Source organism: Arsenophonus sp. PmNCSU2021_1 (assembly GCF_036919435.1).
Taxonomy (GTDB): Bacteria; Pseudomonadota; Gammaproteobacteria; order Enterobacterales; family Enterobacteriaceae; genus Arsenophonus; species Arsenophonus nilaparvatae.
Genome location: NZ_JAZHPL010000010.1, coordinates 283,769 through 299,147 on the forward strand (window position 1 = coordinate 283,769; position 15,379 = coordinate 299,147).

The 15,379-nt window shown below is 39.2% G+C and carries 22 protein-coding genes; 3 read left to right on the top strand and 19 right to left on the bottom strand.

The annotated features are described in order from the left end of the window. Positions 1-81: 81 nt before the first annotated feature. Positions 82-1,050 carry an IS110 family transposase gene (locus tag V3224_RS24180; protein WP_032115191.1) on the top strand — a complete coding sequence of 323 codons (969 nt, stop codon included), beginning with the start codon at positions 82-84 and terminating at the stop codon, positions 1,048-1,050. Here the strand turns inward: V3224_RS24180 and V3224_RS24185 are convergent. From V3224_RS24185 to V3224_RS24225, 9 genes are read right to left on the bottom strand one after another with little or no spacing between them, the layout of a single operon-like run. After that, on the bottom strand, positions 1,001-2,962 hold the full coding sequence (locus V3224_RS24185) for a TraC family protein (RefSeq protein WP_334473176.1): 1,962 nt from the start codon (positions 2,960-2,962) through the stop codon (positions 1,001-1,003). The two genes, V3224_RS24180 and V3224_RS24185, sit on opposite strands and share 50 nt — an antisense overlap. Next, positions 2,962-3,492: a type IV conjugative transfer system lipoprotein TraV gene (traV, locus tag V3224_RS24190; RefSeq protein WP_334473177.1), complete on the bottom strand. Its 531-nt coding sequence runs from the start codon at positions 3,490-3,492 to the stop codon at positions 2,962-2,964. Before traV ends, V3224_RS24185 begins: the two co-directional genes overlap by 1 nt. Continuing rightward, a complete protein-coding gene (locus tag V3224_RS24195; protein WP_334473179.1) occupies positions 3,492-3,872 on the bottom strand; it encodes a hypothetical protein in 381 nt (126 codons plus the stop codon). The genes traV and V3224_RS24195 overlap by 1 nt, the downstream gene beginning before the upstream one ends. Positions 3,873-3,876: 4 nt before the next feature. Further along, positions 3,877-4,197: a hypothetical protein gene (locus V3224_RS24200; RefSeq protein WP_334473181.1), complete on the bottom strand. Its 321-nt coding sequence runs from the start codon at positions 4,195-4,197 to the stop codon at positions 3,877-3,879. After that, positions 4,194-5,513 carry a TrbI/VirB10 family protein gene (locus V3224_RS24205; RefSeq protein ID WP_334473182.1) on the bottom strand — a complete coding sequence of 440 codons (1,320 nt, stop codon included), beginning with the start codon at positions 5,511-5,513 and terminating at the stop codon, positions 4,194-4,196. The genes V3224_RS24200 and V3224_RS24205 overlap by 4 nt, the downstream gene beginning before the upstream one ends. Continuing rightward, the gene (locus tag V3224_RS24210) at positions 5,510-6,223 is read right to left on the bottom strand and encodes a TraK domain-containing protein (RefSeq protein WP_334473183.1); all 714 of its coding nucleotides are present in this window, start codon (positions 6,221-6,223) and stop codon (positions 5,510-5,512) included. The genes V3224_RS24205 and V3224_RS24210 overlap by 4 nt, the downstream gene beginning before the upstream one ends. Continuing rightward, positions 6,220-6,789 carry a type IV conjugative transfer system protein TraE gene (traE, locus tag V3224_RS24215; protein WP_334473184.1) on the bottom strand — a complete coding sequence of 190 codons (570 nt, stop codon included), beginning with the start codon at positions 6,787-6,789 and terminating at the stop codon, positions 6,220-6,222. The genes V3224_RS24210 and traE overlap by 4 nt, the downstream gene beginning before the upstream one ends. Before the next feature lie 9 nt (positions 6,790-6,798). Then, positions 6,799-7,095, bottom strand: coding sequence for a type IV conjugative transfer system protein TraL (gene traL / locus V3224_RS24220; RefSeq protein WP_334473185.1), 297 nt, complete (start codon positions 7,093-7,095; stop codon positions 6,799-6,801). After that, complete coding sequence (locus V3224_RS24225) at positions 7,096-7,449, bottom strand: type IV conjugative transfer system pilin TraA (protein WP_334473186.1); 354 nt, start codon at positions 7,447-7,449, stop codon at positions 7,096-7,098. 262 nt (positions 7,450-7,711) lie between these two features. Here V3224_RS24225 and V3224_RS24230 point away from each other — a divergent pair, with 262 nt between their 5' ends. Continuing rightward, positions 7,712-8,350, top strand: a complete 639-nt coding sequence (locus tag V3224_RS24230; RefSeq protein ID WP_334473187.1) for a helix-turn-helix domain-containing protein — start codon at positions 7,712-7,714, stop codon at positions 8,348-8,350. Then, positions 8,350-8,895, top strand: a complete 546-nt coding sequence (locus V3224_RS24235; RefSeq protein WP_334473188.1) for a hypothetical protein — start codon at positions 8,350-8,352, stop codon at positions 8,893-8,895. The genes V3224_RS24230 and V3224_RS24235 overlap by 1 nt, the downstream gene beginning before the upstream one ends. On the opposite strand, the gene V3224_RS24240 is transcribed toward V3224_RS24235, so the two are convergent. From V3224_RS24240 to V3224_RS24280, 10 genes are all read right to left on the bottom strand, one after another. Further along, on the bottom strand, positions 8,872-9,600 hold the full coding sequence (locus V3224_RS24240; protein WP_334473189.1) for a metallophosphoesterase: 729 nt from the start codon (positions 9,598-9,600) through the stop codon (positions 8,872-8,874). The two genes, V3224_RS24235 and V3224_RS24240, sit on opposite strands and share 24 nt — an antisense overlap. After that, on the bottom strand, positions 9,578-10,036 hold the full coding sequence (locus V3224_RS24245; RefSeq protein ID WP_334473244.1) for a VUT family protein: 459 nt from the start codon (positions 10,034-10,036) through the stop codon (positions 9,578-9,580). Before V3224_RS24245 ends, V3224_RS24240 begins: the two co-directional genes overlap by 23 nt. 248 nt (positions 10,037-10,284) lie before the next feature. After that, entirely contained in the window at positions 10,285-10,554 is a 270-nt protein-coding gene (locus V3224_RS24250) for a VUT family protein (protein ID WP_334473191.1), read from the bottom strand. Between the two features lie 266 nt (positions 10,555-10,820). Beyond that, positions 10,821-11,099 (bottom strand): helix-turn-helix transcriptional regulator, encoded by a 279-nt coding sequence (locus tag V3224_RS24255; protein WP_310512243.1) that lies wholly within the window; start codon positions 11,097-11,099, stop codon positions 10,821-10,823. A 206-nt stretch (positions 11,100-11,305) separates the two neighbouring features. Next, positions 11,306-11,710, bottom strand: coding sequence for a replication/maintenance protein RepL (locus tag V3224_RS24260; protein ID WP_334473193.1), 405 nt, complete (start codon positions 11,708-11,710; stop codon positions 11,306-11,308). A gap of 464 nt (positions 11,711-12,174) precedes the next feature. Next, complete coding sequence (locus V3224_RS24265) at positions 12,175-12,285, bottom strand: LuxR C-terminal-related transcriptional regulator (protein WP_334473195.1); 111 nt, start codon at positions 12,283-12,285, stop codon at positions 12,175-12,177. Next, positions 12,282-12,908, bottom strand: a complete 627-nt coding sequence (locus tag V3224_RS24270) for a helix-turn-helix transcriptional regulator (protein WP_334473196.1) — start codon at positions 12,906-12,908, stop codon at positions 12,282-12,284. The genes V3224_RS24265 and V3224_RS24270 overlap by 4 nt, the downstream gene beginning before the upstream one ends. Before the next feature lie 224 nt (positions 12,909-13,132). After that, complete coding sequence (locus V3224_RS30305; protein WP_442890989.1) at positions 13,133-13,336, bottom strand: plasmid partition protein ParG; 204 nt, start codon at positions 13,334-13,336, stop codon at positions 13,133-13,135. Beyond that, the gene (locus tag V3224_RS24275) at positions 13,324-13,962 is read right to left on the bottom strand and encodes a ParA family protein (protein ID WP_334473197.1); all 639 of its coding nucleotides are present in this window, start codon (positions 13,960-13,962) and stop codon (positions 13,324-13,326) included. The genes V3224_RS30305 and V3224_RS24275 overlap by 13 nt, the downstream gene beginning before the upstream one ends. Before the next feature lie 70 nt (positions 13,963-14,032). Next, complete coding sequence (locus V3224_RS24280; RefSeq protein WP_334473198.1) at positions 14,033-14,962, bottom strand: replication initiator protein A; 930 nt, start codon at positions 14,960-14,962, stop codon at positions 14,033-14,035. Positions 14,963-15,379: the final 417 nt, after the last annotated feature.

The window sequence follows — 15,379 nt, forward strand, 5'->3', positions numbered from 1 at the left end:
GAATGATGCATACACTTAGCCACTCATCTGAAACCCGAACAGTTGTCCGTAATTCATAACGTATTTGCAAGGATGGGTAATATGAGTCAGCTAAATCCAATTTGTGTAGGAATTGATGTTTCTAAAGCTTCATTGGATATTGCAGGCACCAATAACATTGAGCAGTTCAGAGTCAGCAATAACCCTGACGGGTTCGATACCATCATTTATCAACTGAAAAAGAACAACATAGCCTTGATTCTGATGGAAGCTACAGGTGGTCTCGAGGCAGCGATTGCATGCGCTCTTCAGGCTGAAGGTTTTGATGTTGCCGTTATCAATCCCAGGCAAGCCAGAGACTTTGCTCGATCCATGGGCTATCTGGCAAAGACTGATAGAATAGATGCCAGAGTTTTAGCTCAGATGGCTGATGTCATTAACCGCCATCCTGAGCGGTCACGTTTTATCCAGGCTATTCCTGATGCAGAGCGTCAGATTCTTGCTGCTATGGTGGTGCGCAGACGCCAGCTGATTGCAATGCTTGTAGCTGAAAGAAACCGGATGCATCCATCTCACCCGCAAAACAGAAAAAGCATCAGTAACATCATCAATGCACTAGAAAATGAACTTAAACGGATTGACGAGGATATGCATAAGCATATTACGGATCATTTCAACGAGCTTGCAGAGCGGCTAAGTACTATCAAAGGCATTGGTATGATGACTGCTGCTACATTGCTGGCAGAAGTCCCTGAGTTAGGGAAACTCTCGCGCAGGGAGATCAGTGCACTGGTTGGGGTAGCTCCTGTTAATAGAGACTCGGGAACCATGCGTGGCCGACGAACCATTTTTGGCGGTCGGGCCGGAGTTCGAACCTCTTTGTACATGGCTGCACTGGTTGCAACTCGTTTCAATCCGGTGATAAAAGCATTTTACACACGGCTGGTTGCAGCAGGAAAAGCCAAAAAAGTGGCGCTGGTTGCCTGTATGCGCAAACTGCTGACTATCCTGAATGCGATTCTCAGAAAGAACCAAGAATGGGATGAGTCGTATCATAACGTTGCTCCATAAATATACTGTTCAAGACAGTTGCTTTGGTGGTGTATTTGTTTAGCAGTACCAGAATTTCATCAATGCGACCGGTGATGCGGCTAGCTTCCTGGATTTTACCGCGATGTTTTTTTAGATAGTTAACGACATCATCGATACGCATATCCTGTTTTTTGTCAGGCCAGGATTCCGTAATCGCTTCCAGTATCAGTGATTCATGCACTTCATCCATCAAGCCATTAGGACTGGCCAGAATGCATAACTGGTCACGAATGCGCTCAGCGCTCAAGGTGATATCGGTAATGTTGGCAAACGGATTAAAGCGCAAGGTTTCCCCGTTAATGTAGGTGCCACCCACACTCTGGCAAAAGGCTTTGTAGCTATCCCCGATATCAAAGATGGACAGATAACCCCCACTATCCAAAACCTGTCTGGCAATCGTTTGTGCCAACACCGATTTCCCCGCGCCGGAGGTGCCGGATTCAAACCAGTTAAAATTCGTGTTAGGGAGACTTGCGTCAAAAATATCGAGAAACGCCAGTTGATGGCGGTAACTCGGGAAGACTATCCCTGCCTGACTGAGCTTGTTATCGGCGATAATCGGCATGAGATTGACCGCCTGAAAAGACTCCGCACGCTGTATGGCCCCGGTTTTTAAAAAGTCTTTCCAGAGCTTCGGATTATCGCCAACCGCAAAAGGTAGATGACCCAGGAAATTGCGCATCTGCATTAAATCGGCTCTGACCATATTAAGCCCTTGCATAGAAAATGCTTTTTTGGTGCGCTCCGCTTCTTTAGCCGCTTCCTCTTCATCATCACGACAAAAGAGCGTAACCCCGAAGTAATAACCGGACAGTGACGTCGCGGTGGACAGCAAGCCTTCGCGCAAACTCTTCCATTCCGCGTGCTGGCGTTTGGTTGAGGGGATATATTTGGCATAAGACGAGGAGACTTTCCGCTCCAAATCCAGAAACTGCTTATTGGCTTCACCCTGACTACGGGACTGGTCTTCGGTTTGTATGATAAAACTCATCACAAATGGGCAACGGATGCCGTTTTGCGGATTGAGCAGGTTAGAAATGATGTTGCCGTTTTGCCAGAGATAGTGCTCTCTGGGATTACTGTCGAGATTAAAATGCATGGCACGGGTCGAAAATAGTTCATCTTCTTCATTGCGTCCGGTAATTTCCACATACCCCGGTTTAAACCAGTAGCAGGTATTGTTTTGCACAATCTGCTGATTAATGTCTTTGTCTTCTATCCATTCTGATGAGTACGGTTTTAATCTTTCTGTGTCGGGGTTAATCATTTCGCGCATCATTTGCAAAAAGCGGGTAATTGATGCATTGTCCGCATGAATATCCGAGGCATTGAGTGCGCTTAACAGATTACGGCGGATTTCACGTATTTTGATGATTTCACTTTCCGTTATCCGCTTGCACGGCTGGCAGAAAGCAAAAAACAGATGATAGTCTCTCAGCGTCAGTGGTAAATTTTGGGGATTGGCAAACTGATGACGCGCGGCATCCAGATAAAAACCCTGCGTAATCTGATTGCACTCATCGGCACGATTGCCATGCCAGCTAAAATCACGCAATCCGGTGGTTAATTTCTCATACACCGTTTGACTGGACAGTAAAATCACCTGCAGCGGAATATCACGCGGTAAATTATTCTTAACCAGTTCTTCCAGTGATTCCACCAGTTTTTCATTGGCACCGATTAAGGGTTGCGCTTCCAACAAAAAGCCCAGTGAATGCTGATTAATAAACAGCTGATGGTCGCCGTCATAATCCCGATAGGGCAACAAGTCACGTAAATGCGGATAATCCATCGACTCGAGCTTTTTCGCTGTTTCACGGGTGGTGTCTTTTTCCATCAAGGCGTTGCCTACCAGTTCAATGATTTTAAGTGGATTGACGTGTTTTAACATCACAGCTTCTCCACATTTGCCCAGCTGGACGGGGTGGTCACGAAATAAACCACTTCGCCGGTATGAACGACTTCATCCGGTGAAACATAAGGCGCAATCCACGCGCGCGTGATGCGCTCAGACTGTCGAGACGGGGCGCTGATTTCACCCAGACAAGGACTTGCCGGACAGACGGCACTGGATTGTGCGGTAACGTTATTCGTTAACCAGCGTGAAGAAAGATTTTTAGCGGGTGACCGTAATGGGTTGTTTATGTTCTGAGGTCGCTCAGTTAACAATGTTACCGCTGTTTGCATCGGGTTTAACTGAATCAAACGGTAAGCCGATAGGTTAAATCCTTTAGCGGACTTAACGACCTCGACTTTATGTTGGGCGGTTGAATGACTGGCTGTATCCGTCATCTCATCGGCTTCACTCATCCAGTAACCGGAGTCTTTAGCAGGTTTGCCAAATTCAAACTCACTATTCATACCCGCGCAACCGGAGAGCAACACAATGCTAGTAATAATCCATACCCGACAATTCAACATTATGTTGACTCCTTATTGTTAGAGTTTTTCCGGAAAATCCCAATTGCCAACCTCAAAAAACAAAGTATTAAGGTGATAGCTAGGGACAGACGAAAAACGGAGGCAAGCAGCTCGGCAACGTTATTAAACGTTAAGTACATCGCATCCGGTTCAATTGGATAACTGATTGCCAGATTTCCACTTAACGCAAAAGCGACCGTGAACCAAATAAACGTTATGGGAAAATAAAGACAGAGATTGGTTATCAGTTGTAAGCCATGTATTGTTATTTTTTTAACGATTGACGCCTTTTGTTTAATCGGCAACATCGCGGTGTTTTTTGCCCTCACTACATTAAGGGATGGATGTTTGATGATGGGCTTCTGCACTAACGTATTCATCACTTTATTCCTCTTTGGTTAATGGCGTACGGGCGGCATTTCGACAAAAAAGACGGATAGCAAACTGCAAAACGCAAAGTATCAGCGTGATACAAAGCGACAAGCGAAAAACCGGTTCAAGCAGTTGCCAGCCCGCATCCATTACCTGGCTCACTTTGCTAAATTTAAATCCCTCATCCGTGGATAAATGACCCGCAGAAAAAAACATCATCGTTAACCAGAAAAAGATAACCGGTAAGTAAAAAAAGCCGTTTTTAATCAGTTTTAACGTGTGTTCAGCGCCTTGATGGATGGCGACGAGGATGTTTGTTGCAAATCGACTCATGGCTTCACGCCTCCGTTATTTGACGGTGGTTTTGTGGGGGTGACAAAATCCGATAAATCCATTGATGCCGCACTGCCTAACTGATTGAGCAACTCCGGAGGCAGATTGGTTTTTACGCTGTTGGTGACGTTTTTCGCCAGTTGGGTGGGTAATTCACTGGCCTTCTTCGCTGCCAGGTCTTCAATAAATTCAGCTTTAAATCCTTTTTGGAAAACCACTTCGACACGATTCGCAGCGCCTATCGGGATAACCGGATGATATTGCTCCGCACGCTCAATGTAATAATCCGCCAATTTATTGGCTGCGGTTGATGCCCCACTGCCTAACGCTTGTCTGGCGACTTCCTGAGTTGTAGCCTGATGGGTTGCCCCCATGCCGACGGTGGTATTGCCAATTTGCGAGAAGGCGTTACCCAAACCGCCTAATGCGCCTGCGCCAAAGGCCAGTCCGAGCATCGCGCCATTGCGCATCACCGGTATCCCTTTAATGCCGTTTTTGCCATAAAAACCCACATGTCCTTCAACCACCTGGTCAATATGTTTGTTGTTGATGACACACGACAGACGCTCGAGTCTCACCTCTGCCCGTTCGCTGGAAATTTCACCCCAGGCTGACGCGGTGACAAAGCAGTGGGTTAATTTATCCAGTTTTTGATTACCAGGCAGGTGGGCAAGGCCGGTTAATTTAAACTGCATGGCGACTTTTTTAGTTTCGCCTTTAACAGACGCATTGGCATCCGCCCCTTCCAGTACAATGGCGGTTGAAAACGTCCCCGAGGGGACATAAAAACCGGATGAGGCCGCGTTTTCTTTTTTTGGATAACTAAAACGGCTGCTTTCAAGTTGGCCTTTCGGTGGCAGGATAGCGATTTGCGAGGAATACGCTGTTTGACTTGCCCTTGGTGTTGGCCGGCTTTCCATCGCTTTTTGATTACTCTGAATTTCAGCTTGAAGCTGACCCACATTGGCCTTTAACTGGCTATTTTCGTTTTTAACCGCATCAAAATCGCGCTTGATGCCCTGAATTTCTTTTAGCAGCATGTCCATTGCCTGCCGGTTTTCTTTTTCGCTTAGCTGCGCATCAGTAACCACATTGCCTTGCACCTTATTGTCAAAGGTATTGGTGATGGCGCCGGTTAAATCCGGCTCTTGAGTGGTGGCATTACCTGATTGTACGGTGCTGTCAGCGGCGGTTAATTCAACGCCTGAGGCTTGCCTGTTTATCCACCAAAGCAGCGTGAAAATCGCCACCACACCGAGGCCAATTGCACTGAATACCACCTGTTGATTTTTGCGGATAAAATGATTGATGTTCATTCCGGTTTCTCCTTAATCAGAAGAAACAGCGTGACCTGCTCATGCGGTCGTAAGGTGTTAACGGTCGGATTAAACGCAATAGCCATCGTTTGGGGTACCCAGAAGACCCGCTCATTTAACTGAATGGGCTGGGTTGTTTTATTCTCAATGTTCACCCGTAATAGACGTATATTTTTGCCCTGAAAACTGACACCGTTCCGAAAACGGAAGCTGTTTAACGCAGCGTCTTGCCAATTGACATTTACGCGACCATTTTTAACAAAACCGGTGGGGATGTTGTCGTTCATCGCTGCCATGAAAGTCCGCGTGATAAACTGACTGTAAGAATCACTGGTTTTTTCCCAATCCTCGGCACTTGCGTCAGCTTTCGCCTCGGTATTCATCACACTGATATTGATGCCCTGGGATTTTTTAGCAGGAATCGCATTGACCGTAAAACCAAACCCCTTTTCGGTTTCGATGTAGAGCGAAAATGGTGTTGTTTCCTCGGTGGTGAAAATCAATGCCCCGCTGTCAGTGGCTTTTTTATCGGCGAGCTTGCCGGCGGCGCTATTGGCTTCCACAATCCGGTCGTTCATCACCGCAATCACATTCGGTTCACGATTACTCACCATTAGGCGCACCACGCTGTGGGGGGGAACGGTCAGGGTTTCTGCCCAAACGGATGTGGAAATCAAAATAAAACTTAGGCAAAAAAGCAGTTTGTTCATACCGGCAACTCCACAAAATCCGTCAGTTTCAATGCCCCGTCGCGGGTCTCGAGGCGCAAGCGATAGTGCTTCTCGACCGGCTCCACCGCTTTAATGCCGTAGAAAAAGTGCAATTCGCCGGTAATATCCACCACACCGCTATCGGGACTCACCTTGACCTCCTTCAGATAAAAGGTAGAGCTGGCTTCATTGATAGCCATCCGCTGACGCTCCTGCGCTAACACTTCAATCAGTTTTTCGCGTAAATGCGTATCACTGTAGGTCAGCAACAAATCATGACTGTCTTTGATGGTTTGCGCCGAAACGTTAAGACGCAGATTCAACAGACTTAAGGCCATCAGGCGAAGATACCGCGCATCACCGCGCGTGCCGTAAAAACTAAAGCCTTCATGGTCAACCATCGGGGTCACAATCGTTTGATGATTGTTAAGAAGCTGAGAAGTCAATTCCCTGTTTTGCATCAGTAGCCGATAACAAACTCCCAGACTTAAAATGGTTATCACCACACAGGTCACGACCCCGATGGCTAATTGCTTTTGTGATGATTTTCGCAGTTGATAATCCATGCACGCGCCTCACGCTATCCAGTACCGTTTGAAACTTTCGGGTAATACGGTGATAAAAAAACGCATAATGGAAGTCGGTAGACACCAGTACGCCAGCCCCAACAGATAACTTGACCCTTTGCCCTGCTTAAGCCTGCGAAGCCCAACAAAGGCCACGGCTAATGCCGGCGCAAATATCCACATATTGACGAAAATCGCACAGACAATAAGGGGCAAATAAACCACCCCCTCATCCATCGTCAGCCCACAGAAACGACGCTGATGGGTGAGCGTGGTCGGAAACTGATAGCGAGAAGCAGCATTCATTTAAATCAACCCGAAGACCACGTTAACAAACACAATCACGGCAGCAATCCCACCAAAGACCGCTAGATTCTTGGTTTTTACATAAGCAAAAATCGCTGCCAAAATTTCCAGTACGTACAAAATCCAGACAACCGTTGAGCCTTTACCGAAGGTGCTTTTCACCACCTCCTTGCCACCACTGAATAAATCCCCCGTTGTCGGTGGATCTGCATAGACCTGCATGGCAGGAACAAACATTAACAATCCCAAAAACGTCAGAGTGAATAATGATTTCTGTTGCTTTAACACCTTACGGATAGCTACCGCACCCACAGTGAAAGGGTTTTTTAGGCATGAAGTGACCTTGCCGTTCATTTAAGTCTCCTTAAAACGGTTAATGATTAAATTGAGTAAAAACTGAGCGTTGTGCTGTGCTAACCCTTAGTAACGGTTGGAATTTAGGTAATTGCAAATGTATGAAGAAAACATTTGGTTGATGAAAACCTAGTAAAACCAACATTAATTTCCTTCATCACCTCCTCATTCATGATTTACGTGTTAGAATTATGATTATTTATTACAAATAAAGTCTATTAAAAATCCTTTTTAGATTATATATTATCAGGTAATTTAAATTATGCAAAATAAAAATAGTAAAATATCAAAAGAGGATGATTTGTTAATAAAGACGATTGCCAAAAACTTAACCAGATTGATGAATGAGAAAAATATTGAATCTCAACAGTTAAGTGATATAACAGGCTTAGGTATAGCAACGGTTAATTCTTTAAAACGTGGCGTGGGGAATCCAACACTTACCACATTGGAAGTGCTAGCTAAATTTTTTAACACCAGTGTTAGTGAGCTTATAGAGAAAAAAGAGAAAGGGGTTTTATCAAAAGTCATTGTTGAACCTATGCCTTTAATATCCCTATCTCGTATTGATGATTACATCGATAATCAGTTATTTGAAGACACATTCATTGCTGAAATAGGAAATTATTCATCTTCATCACTGTTTGCTATCAAAATCGATAATGATACTTTAAATCCTCATATTCCAATAGGAACTATCTGCATAGTATCAAAGGAAGCAAAAATTAAAGATGGGGATATAACGCTTGTTAAAATTAATCATCATACTCCTTTCTTCAGGAGGGTTTATATTGAATCAAAATATTTAGCTTTTTCTCCTATCATGATAGAATCAAACCCTACTGTTTATGAAAATTATGAGTTATTAGGTGTGGTTATCAAAAAAATAAGAAGCTTCTAATGATGAAAAAAACGATTTACCTTAAAAATATTTTTTCTTTTTTAAAAAAATCATACAATCCTCGTTATCAATTTGAATTAGTTGATAAAAAAAGGAAAGAAAGTCAATTTTTATATATATTTAAATGTTACGGAAGCCATGAATGCATTGAATTAAATTACGACGAGATCATAAACAATGAATGTTTCTTAACGCTTATTCATCCTAAAGAACTCATTTTTATGGAAAAAGAAAATTACTCGTTGCGATTAGAAAATAAAAAATTATTTATTTATTCAGAAAACGGAAACAATGAGTATGAAATAAAGAATAAATATAGCAAGCATACTTATACTGGTAATTATATTTTAAAAAATATCGATTACTTTCCTGATCTTAATATAAGAGATGCAACTTTAATCGCATATAATACAGGTCTTAATGAAGGAAGGAGCTTGTCAAAAAAAATAAACGAAGAAGTTAAGCTTCACAATAAACCAAAGAACAAAAATATCGAAAATAATATTATTAATTTCAATCGATTAAAACATGATAGTTTTAGCTGAATAACTTTCTTTGAAAAAAGAAAATTTACGGTAGCCACTTATATTCTCTATACTTGGTGTTTTTGTTCCTTTCTTCCACTGAAAACAAATAGCAGGACAAACCTCCAAAGTGAAGTTATTATATTTTAGCTTATAATTTCCATGTGCATGTCCACACATAATGAGCTTTATTTTATTTTCTCCAGCAATAAATCTCAGCAATTGATTATTATTTAACAACATACAATCATCAATAAGTGGAGTTCCAAGTTTCAAACAATGATGATGCATCACTAATGCTATATTATTTTCTTTACTTTCGCTTATTTTCTTCTTCAACAAGCTAAATTCATTATCTGATATAAAACCGCTATCTTTTCCATATTCAACAGTGTCTACTGATATAAAATCCCAATAAGGTATAGATAGATTTTCTACTGGATTATGGATATTAAAAATCAAGTCTAAATTAGACTTATAATCATGATTACCATGAATGTAATGAATTGGCTTATTAAGCCTCATTAGCATTTCATTTGCTAATTGATAAGATTCTATTGTTTCATCCTGAGAAATATCACCAGTCAAAATAATTGCATCATAATCACCTTCATTACTCAGAAGGTGATCAATAATTTTATTAAGTGAATCGTAAGTGACAATACCAAATAATTTTTGGCTTCTATCAGAAAATAAATGTAAATCAGTCAGTTGTATTATTTTCATTTTTACTGTTTTGTTTAAAAACTTTAAATGGATTATAACTAATATTGTAATCAAAGGTATCTATATTCTCTATTTTTTTCACCTCTTTCGCTAAAATAATACCTACTGGTAGTAATATTGTAGACATGATTACCTTGTAGCTCCATGTTGTTGAAATAATATTAATTAACTCTAAAAAAGAGTACTTTGAAGACAAACTAATAGGGTAAGCAGTTATTAAAAGAACCCCTTGCGCAATCATGGCTGATAACATGTATCTAATTAAAAATAATCTTCCTTTGAAATAAATTTTCAATCTACTAATAATATAACCATTGCAGAAATAAGAAGCGGGAACAGAAATCCAAGTACCCAGCATAACACGCCAGAACTCACCAAAAAGTGACTGATAGGTTTCTGATATATGATTATTATCGGCTTGATAGATTGAACATATATTAACCTGAGTTCGGGATAAGGAATGTAAATTTTTTCATTATATATTCAATTACTTAAATTAAAATTATTACATAAAACAGTGCTAAATTTTGGCTTTTTTCATGATTTTAGCAGAAAAAATAGCTTATTTTTTAACCTACAACCAACTAAAAATATTCCCTTTTTTTATCATTTTATTGATTTTAAAAGGTTTTTATTGATAAATCAGCTATTTTTATTTTCTCATAACTAACGCTTATCCCGAACTCAGGTTATATTAACCAAAATAACGAAGAGACTTTGGCAAAGTACAATAATCCAAACTATTCTCGTTCCTAGCTTATAACCATAAACTTCGGTTGTGATAGCCGAAAGCAAATAACAAAGAGAAAAAATTATCCCACTTGCCGTTATTTTCACAGAATAAAAATCAAACGTCTTATACACAAGTGTGTCACAGGTAATCATAATGGTTACCGTTAACCCTACAAATAACTCGTACAATTTAAAGTCATTTTTTAAAATTAATTTATTCATATCAAACCTTATTTACATTAACTATCTTACTTAATATAAAAAAATATTTAATACTGTAGGTTAAAAAGCAAAAATGCGAACTTTTCGAGTAGAGTTATTAGCTACACCATAAAAAAAACCAGCTAACGAAAGCTGGCTCCCCTGATATAGGCCGAAATTTAAACAATTTAAATAAAATATTCATATTATGAACCCCTCATATTACTGAAATATAATAATAGCCATACCCCCTAAAATAGAGGGTATAATTGATGATGATTTTTTGTTTATTTCGACGATTTCTTCAAAATGCAATTTTTCAAACAAAATAAAACTAACCGTACCTGAAAAATTGAAAGTAATTGATTCAATGAATAAATCCCCATCCTTTTTTTTATATCGTCAAGAGTTTCTTTAACAACTGAATAGGATACCGAACGTAACATTCCAATCTCTTTTTTAGTAATACCCATAGAGTAAAGCATTCCAGTTTCAAACTGTGCCTGAGTTAATTCAGGAAACACATCTCTAAAATCAGAAAGCTGATTCAAATCAAATTCTCTCATGTCCTCCCCCCAACTCTCTTGAGAATTCTGGCACGCTGGCGAAGGGTTAAATTGCGGGATTTTTCAACAAACTGCTTAATTGTGTAATTCGGTGCTTCACAGACAAGCACACGGAAGGTAGACTTTTTCATAGCCTTACTCCTATCTACGGTAGGTTTATGGTCAGCTGGCTGTTTGGGTTGCCTCCCGTTCAGTCAGCGCAAAAATTATTCTTGGTTAATTTTTACTTTATCTAATATACCATTTCTGCTGTAAACTGATGTCCATTCAATCGACTGAACTCTTGTCCAATCAACTTTCACAGCATATTTCTTGTTTACTCTAAATTCACCTCGGCTAATTCGTTCTATTAAGCCAGCAGAAATCAAAAAATTAATATTATTATTGAAAGTTTGTAACTTAAGATCGTTTTCCTTCAAAAAAGCAGCTTTAGTTTTCGAACCGTAAGCAACAACATTTTCATAGTTCATGTTTAATAACATGAAGTTGAAAATTTTATATTGAGTGACATTTATCCCTTTAACACGACAGAGATCACGTATATAAACCTTAACAAATTCAGGTTCTGTTAAAATCTCTCCAGTTAGATGATCTATATACGTTGAAGCCATTAAACTCTCCATTAAATACCGATTTATAAGTATCATAGTAATAAAATAGAAATTTGTAAATACTTTTTTTTAAGCATTAAAGATACCTTTTAATTTACAAAATACTGCTTAACGGTAACTTAAATACTTATCAACGGTAATGTAAATACCCAGCACAATGATTTTAAATACCGTTTAGCGGTATTAATATTGGCTTTAAGCCTTGAAAACACTAAACCCGCTGTTCATTATCTTCAAATCTTTCAATAAGCAGTTTCAGACAACTCCATAGCCACAGATTAATTTCCACTTCCTCGTCGCCGCTGTTCGTTGCTAGCAAGCGAAAGTCAGAAAACAGAATCAAAAAAACAATCCAAAAAATCCTTAAAATTAAAACGTGCACCGCTCGCCAAAGCCAAGTGACCGAGCAACGCGAGGGAACGGGCGAGGAAGCGGAAGATAACCGGAAGTTACAGGGAGCTAGGTCACTCGAAAATAACAGAGATTTCCCAATAGGTTTTACCAGCACTCACCCAGTGAAGCACCTCGTTTTCACGCTTGGTTAATCTTCTAAATAATTTCATTTCGGTGTTCATGCTGCACCTCCAACAGGCTGAATAGCTTTAACACACGAACGAGGAAGCAAATTCACAGGAATATAGCGCTCAAAGCCTTTGGATTTTCCAAATGCCCTTAACTGGCAAGCTGAATGAACGCCCGCTTTTTCATAGATAATGTTCAAATGATTATCAGTTGTTCTCGTCCCAATATTTAACCGTCTGGCGATTTCCTTGCTATTCAAGCGATGCAACGCTAAAAACAAAACTTCCCACTCTTTATCAGTAAACAGCTTGTTAGGTTTTTCTGTGGTTACGGCATAAGGCTGCATGCCATCGACATACTCCAACGGCGACAAAAACAGGAACGCGTGAGCGTGGAAGAAAGTGCCTAGGTAGCCATTTTCACTACAAAAAAGGGGTAAAAAATGGAATTGCCAAACTTTGTGCGCTTTGTTGTAATCAGATGGCAAATGGCATATTACGAAAAACGGGGATCTTTCAGTTTGTACTTTTTCTATCAATGTTTTCATTTCAGGAGTACGGATTAACTTAAAAAGTAAATCTGTCATTTTGGCATCAGTCTGAATTTTTCCCTCACTATTGCTAAAACCACAGGGAACATTAGCGCTCAAAGAAAGTTTAATCATCTCAGGTTTCATGCAGCACCTCCAATACTACGAAGGTACTGACGCTGACGGGTTGTAAGGTGTTTTGACGTGTGAGCAAAGCTCAAAAGCTGCTCGATTGATATGTTGCACACTTTCATTATGCGTGCAATATGCGTACTATTTCGCATAGTCCGACTCCTACTTGCTTTAGGTTTTGGATTAGCTCTGCGTTAGTGTTGTCTCACTGGCGTAGAGCGGTTATTAATTATCGGATTTTATTTTTTTATCCATTCTCTGATAAATTCCAATATTACTTCTTTCATTGTTACACCCTCAGAAACACAACGTAATTTAAATTCTGTGTGAATGTTTTCAGGAATATTCATTATAAATTTTTTCGATGGAATGTTCGGCTCGCAAATTTCAGCTATAACTTTATCTTTATTTCTATGGCTCTTACTTAATCTCATATTGGACATTTAAGCACCTCTAAAATTTCTTTGGTCAGCAAATCTATTTCGCCTCTAGCTTTTGTATCTTTACTGTCATAAATTGTTGACCCTTCATTATTAAGTGAACGTATGTAAGATTGTCTTTGAGATATTTGTGTTTTAAAAGCTTCGATACCAGATTCTGATATCCCATCTTTTAATATAGAAGTCATTACAGCGCTAGATATTGTTTTGTTAATAACCCATCTAGCAATAACTTTATTGGGTTGTGTATCATTTCTTGCTTCTATAGCTTCAACCAATGACCCACTAGCTCGAAAGTCTAAAGCAGAAGGTGTAATAGGCATTATTACAAGGTTACTCATGAATACGGCAGCCGAGGAGATACTGTTTAATGATCCTGCTCCATCTATGATTATAAAATCATAAGAATCAAAGTTTTTTTTAACTTTATAAACTTCTTTTTCTGAGTCCGCTTCTGCTAAATCAAACGGCATTTTTTTGTGATAAAAATCACTTAAACTAGACTGTGGATCTGTATCAATTGCTATAACTGTTAAACCTTTATTACCAAGAGCCGTTGCTACATTCAGTGTCAATGTTGTTTTTCCTACTCCACCCTTACCATTAAGAAAAGAAACTATCTTGGCCATTTAAAACCTCATATAAATTAATAAGGCATATCAATACATATTACCATACATACATATTACCATATATACCTTATTTCTTTAAAATTTTATTTTTGATCTTAAAAATCTCTTTTTTACCTTTCTCTTGTTTACGCGAAGCTTCTGCTTGAGGAGTATTTTGATTGCGATTTTTGAATGTAACTTTGTCTGTAGTCGGATCAAACAGAATTTCATAATCAGGAAGATCATTAACTTGAGTAAGTCGTTTTATATCAAATCTAAACTTCCTTAGCTCTCTCGAAGAACCACTCTTTCGATGAAGCTTATCAAGACAAATAGTAAATTCATGCTGATTGCCACAGTGTTTACGGGCTATTTCATATAAACGCCTATCAATAGCTTTCCGGATCCGGAAATAATCAGGGCTAATTTGTAATACCTTAGTTTTTGTGATTGCTTGAAATAACCAATCAGGTAAGGTTACTTCAACCATACCTATTTCTAACTTTCCTTTTTGTTCTTCTAGAATCCGCCAACTATCAATCAATCCAAAACTAATCGTTTCTTGTTTCTCTTCGGAATAAAAAATATTAGTTTTGAGCGTTGTCCCTTTTAATCTATCAAGGGCTTTCTCCAGTTCTTTATATGCGACGCCACCTTTAGCTCTATTGGTAGTAATAAAAAAGTCATAAGGAGTAAAAGCAATTGTACGACTAATCGGCTGATTGCTATTAATGGCCTCTTGCAATTTTGAAATAGCATAAATCCAAATATCTTTATCAAAAACATTAGCAATTCCATAAGCATTAGGAGTAACTGTTACAGTTACATTACCATTTTTATATTCCCTGACTCTCGTATCCCCACCTTTTAATGCAAAAAATGGATGCTCCATACTTGCTAGCTCATCCCGAAAACTAGAAATGTCCACATCATCAGCAATAAAAAATTCCAATTCGTTTTTACGAGGGCGTAAAGTCTTCAAATTGCGTTTTCCTATTTTCTTTGTATGATCAACCACAGTCTCTCTCCTAGATTCATTAGGATTGTTGATTAGAGCCGTTTAAATATTCGCGTATTTAAACGGCTTGCATTTTTCGTTATTTACGGACGCTACATTATATCGTTATTCATGGACATGTGCAAATTACAAACAAAAAATTTGTGAATAACTTATATTTCAACTCGTTATTTACGGACAAACTATCGTTATTTACGGACAAACTTATTTTTTTATATTTATTAATCAATAAGTTAGCAATGATTTTTTTCCTTTAACTCTTTTAACTTATACATAACTAAATATAACTACGCGCGCGAGGCTTGCCTGTGGATAACTTTTCTTCTAACAAAACCCTAAACCGAAAAATATGTTACTACTGAGTGACCGTATTTCTTTTTGACTAATGTGACATTACGCTTCCTCGTCTGCTCACTC